At 75.4% G+C, this 3,562-nt stretch carries 3 protein-coding genes; 1 reads left to right on the top strand and 2 read right to left on the bottom strand.

What is annotated here, in order from left to right:
• The first annotated feature begins 43 nt into the window (after nt 1–43).
• Nucleotides 44–988 carry a sirohydrochlorin chelatase gene (locus AB8Z36_RS35210; RefSeq protein WP_369217458.1) on the top strand — a complete coding sequence of 315 codons (945 nt, stop codon included), beginning with the start codon at nt 44–46 and terminating at the stop codon, nt 986–988.
• A gap of 83 nt (nt 989–1,071) precedes the next feature.
• On the opposite strand, the gene AB8Z36_RS35205 is transcribed toward AB8Z36_RS35210, so the two are convergent.
• Nucleotides 1,072–2,112, bottom strand: coding sequence for a lactonase family protein (locus AB8Z36_RS35205; RefSeq protein ID WP_369217457.1), 1,041 nt, complete (start codon nt 2,110–2,112; stop codon nt 1,072–1,074).
• 451 nt (nt 2,113–2,563) lie between these two features.
• The coding region (locus tag AB8Z36_RS35200) for an FUSC family protein (protein WP_369217456.1) at nt 2,564–3,562 on the bottom strand (999 nt) is incomplete at its 5' end.

Genomic DNA, 3,562 nt, shown 5'->3' with positions numbered 1-3,562 from the left:
TCCCCGAACAGCGGAAGGCCGCAAGCCAGTAGCATGCGGGCGCATGAGCTCCCCCACTGGGCCCGCATCCGGCCTGCCCGTACGAATGCCGCGCCCCCGTCAGCCGGGCCGGCACCGCCGTCCGGAGCCCGTCGCGGCTCCTGAGGGCGCGCCCGCACTGGTTCTCGCCGTGCCGGGCGCCCCCAGCACCACCACGCGCAGCCTCGCCGAAGAGGTCGTGAGCATCGCCCGCTCCGAGCTGCCCGGCCTCGACGCCAGGATCGGCTACGTCGACGGTACGGAGGACGCCACCGTCACGTCCTTCCCCGAGTTCCCCTCACTCCAGTCCGTGCTCGCGCACGCGATGGCCGAGCGCACCGCCCGCTTCGAGCGCGCGCGGGAGGCCGGCGCCGAGGTCACCGAGCCGGAGGGCCCCGTCGCGGTCGTCGTACCGCTGCTCGCGGGCCCGGACAGCGCCCTGGTGCGACGTGTCCGGCAGGCCGTGGTGGACAGCCGCGCCCCCGCCGAGCTGACCGATGTGCTCGGCCCGCACCCGCTGCTGGCCGAGGCCCTGCACGTGCGTCTGTCGGAGGCGGGCCTCGCCCGTGCCGACCGCGCCCGGCTCTTCACCGTGGCGACCGCGGCGGACGGCATCGTCCTCGCCACGGTCGGCGGCGAGGAGGCCGTGCAGGCCGCCGGGATCACCGGCATGCTGCTCGCCGCGCGCCTCGCCGTGCCGGTGATGGCCGCCGCGCTCGACCAGGAAGGCGCCATCGCGGCGATCGCGGAGCAGCTCCGCGGCTCGGGCTCGTCCCAGCTCGCCCTGGCCCCGTACCTGATCGGCCCCGAGCTCGACGAGGGGCTGCTCGACGCGGCCGCCAAGGAGGCGGGCTGCTCGGTCGCCGAGCCGCTCGGCCCCTACCCGGCCATCGGCAAGCTGGCTCTTTCGAAGTACACGACGGCCCTCGGCATCACGCCGCAGCAGCCTTCGGGCGCGCCGGTCCACTAGCCGCACGCATGCCGCTGGGCCCGCCCCGATGTGGGGGCGGGCCCAGCGGCGTGTCCGGGTGCCGTCCGCGGGCGCGGCGGGGCTCAGCCGAAGATGACGCAGGAGGCGGCGGGGGCGTCGATCGCGCCCGCCTTGCGGGGGATGCCGGTGCCCGGGTCGATCGTGAACCAGGTGACGTCCCCGGAGCGCTCGTTGGCCGCGTAGAGGTGGCGCCCGGAGGGGTGGAGGGCGAGGTCGCGCGGCCAGTGCCCGCCGCACGGCACCGTCGCGGCGAGCCGGGGCGCCTCCTCGGGCCCGCCGATGGCGAGGACGGAGATCACGTCCGTGCCGCGCGTGGCGGTCCACACGAACCGTCCGCCGGGGTCGACGACGACCTCGGAGGGGTAGACGTCGCCCTCGGGGGCTTCGGCGAGGACCGCGACCTCGCTGAGCGGCTTGAGCGCGCCCGTTTCCGCGTCCCAGGAGCAGGTGGTGAGGGTGGGCGTCAGTTCGTTGAGCAGGTAGGCGCGGTCGCCGTCCGGGTGGAAGGCGAGGTGCCGGGGCCCCGAGCCGGGCCGCACGGCGATCTCGCGGTGGAGGGTGAGACCGTCGTCGCCGAACGCGCAGACGCGCACGGAGTCCGTGCCGAGGTCGACGCTGACCGCCCAGCGGCCGCTGGGGTCGGCGAGCACCTGGTGGGCGTGCGGGGCCTGCTGACGCTGCGGGTGCGGGCCCGAGCCGGTGTGCCGCAGTTCGCTGGACGGGGTGGGCGCGAGGCCGCCGTCCTCGCGCAGCGGCACGGCGGTGACGCTGCCTGACCGGTAGTTGGCGGTGAGCACGTGGCCGTCGTACAGGTCGAGGTGGGTGGGGGCCGAGCCGACCGGTACGGGCTTGCCGGTGAGCTCCGGCTTGTCCCCGTCGAGGCGGTACGCGGCGACGGCGCCGTCGGACGTCTCGCTGACCGCGTAGAGGGTGTTCCCGGTGGGCGAGAGCGCGAGGTAGGACGGGTCGGCGACCGCGTCGGTGGTGCTGAGCACGGTCAGTGCGCCGGTGTCCGCGTCGACGGCCGCGGCGATCACCCCGAGGCCTCCGGCGGCGGTGAACGATCCGATGTAGGCCCGTCCGGCCTGCCTGCCCACGACCACTGCTGTCCCCTCTCGACCGGGGCGCCGCGTACCGGGCGCCGCTCGTTGCGGCCGACGCTAGCAGTGGGTCTAGACCAGGCGGGGTCGGCCGAGCCCGTGAAGGTCATCGCGTGTGTCGCAGCTCACTCCCCCGCGCGTGCGGGCGGCGGAACATCCGGGGGTGGTTTACCGTTCATCCATATGTGGCCGCGAACGGGACGGTGTCCCGGCCCTCGCGTGCCGCCCCTCYGCCGCCCCGGCAGGTCTCCCCCGTCCAGCCGGGGCTTTCTCCGTTTCCGGTGTTCTCGGCTTCGGTTCCGGTGTTCCCGGCTTCAGCGCCGTTTCTGCGAGTGCAGGTACCAGGCGACGGCGAGAGCGATGAGTACGACGACGATGAGAATCTTCATGACTCCCTGCTGCCCCCGAAGGCTCGTCCGAAGCCGGGAGCGCCGCCGAAGCGGCCGAAGTCCGCTCAGGCCCCGATGAGCCGCGTACCCGCCCGCGGCGAGCTGTGCAGCGGGTCGGCCAGCTCCGCGAGGGCCCTCTCCAGGCCGTGCAGATGCGCGAGCGCGGGCTCGACGACCGCGCCGTGCGGCACCTCGGCGGGCCCGGCCGCCCCGCGCGCTCCCCCGACGGGGCCGGTCAGCGCCTCCACCGCGGCCTCCACCCGCCAGCAGGCGGCGGCGAGGCGGTCGTCGTGGGACGCCTCGGGGTCCGCCGCGATGGAGGCGAGGCCCCGCACCTCCTCGGCGCAGGCGTCGAGCAGGGCGAGCACCCGCCGGGCGCGTTCCTTGCGGGCCCGCAGCGGGCTGAACGGGTGGACGAGCGGGGCCAGCGAGAGGCGCACCTTGCCCAGGAGCTGTTCGAGCTCGGCGACGCGGGGCGCGGGGTCGGCCGTGCCCGAACCGGCGAGCCGGGCCGCCGCCTCCGCGGTGCAGGCGTGCACGCAGCGCAGGGCGCGCTCGATCCAGCCATGGGTGGTGGCGTGGGTCGTCACGGGCAGGATGAACAGGACCGCGAGCACGGCGCCGAGGGCCCCCGCCCCGGTCTCGGCCACCCGCAGGGCGAGCAGGGCAGGGTCGAGCACCCCGAGGAGGCCGTAGAGGACACCGGCCATGACGGTCACCGCGAGCATCATCCAGGTGTAGGAGACCGCGGCGGTGTAGAAGATCCCGAAGACGCTGGCGGCGACGATGACCGCGGAGGGCACGGGCGCGCCGTTCAGCGGCACGGCGACGAGGAGACCGAGCACGATGCCGAGGACGGTGCCGAGGACCCGGCGGAAGCTGCGGACCAGGGTCTCGCCGCTGGACGCGGTGTTCACGAAGACCCACCAGGTGGCGCCGACGGCCCAGTACCACCGCTGCTCGGAGAGCACCTGGCCCGCGGCGAGCGCGAAGGCGCCGCCCGCGACGGCCTGGACGGCCTGCCGGGTCGTCGTACGGGCGAATCCGGTGCCGGGGTGCGGCGG

It is taken from the genome of Streptomyces flavofungini, from assembly GCF_041028215.1.
In the GTDB taxonomy this organism is placed as follows: domain Bacteria; phylum Actinomycetota; class Actinomycetes; order Streptomycetales; family Streptomycetaceae; genus Streptomyces; species Streptomyces flavofungini_B.
The sequence above is the reverse complement of the archived record's forward strand: the minus strand, read 5'-3'. Positions and strand labels throughout refer to the sequence as shown.

Coding starts and splice junctions, on each gene's coding strand:
- AB8Z36_RS35210 (WP_369217458.1), top strand. CDS start 44: ATGAGCTCCCCCACTGGGCCCGCATCCGGCCTGCCCGTACGAATGCCG.